The sequence below is a fragment of the Pseudomonas sp. AC083 genome, from assembly GCF_979253165.1.
In genome coordinates, this window is record NZ_CEEDDH010000157.1 from 1 (window position 1) to 268 (window position 268).

A 268-nucleotide genomic window follows, 5' to 3' on the forward strand; every position below is an offset into this window, starting at 1 on the left:
GTGTTGGTGGATCTATGTTAATTATTGGATCGGCTGCGGGTATTATTGCTATGAGTAAAGTAAAAGAGCTAACTTTTATGAGTTACTTACGTTTGTCGCTCTATTTGTTAGTAAGTTATACCGTGGGTTATGCGGGCGCATATTACATGGGCGGGTTTGTTTAAGTTTTGCTTAACAAACCGCATTAAAACGCTTGACAGCTAGACGTCTAAACGTTAACTTTCAAACCCTACTTTATAGTGGGGTTTTGTTTTATTAGCCATTGGTT

The 268-nt window shown here is 38.1% G+C and carries 1 pseudogene; it reads left to right on the plus strand.

Annotated elements, in window-relative coordinates:
* A pseudogene (locus AC0IXA_RS27545) lies at window positions 1-164 on the plus strand (sodium:proton antiporter); the annotation flags it as partial.
* Window positions 165-268 lie beyond the last annotated feature (104 nt).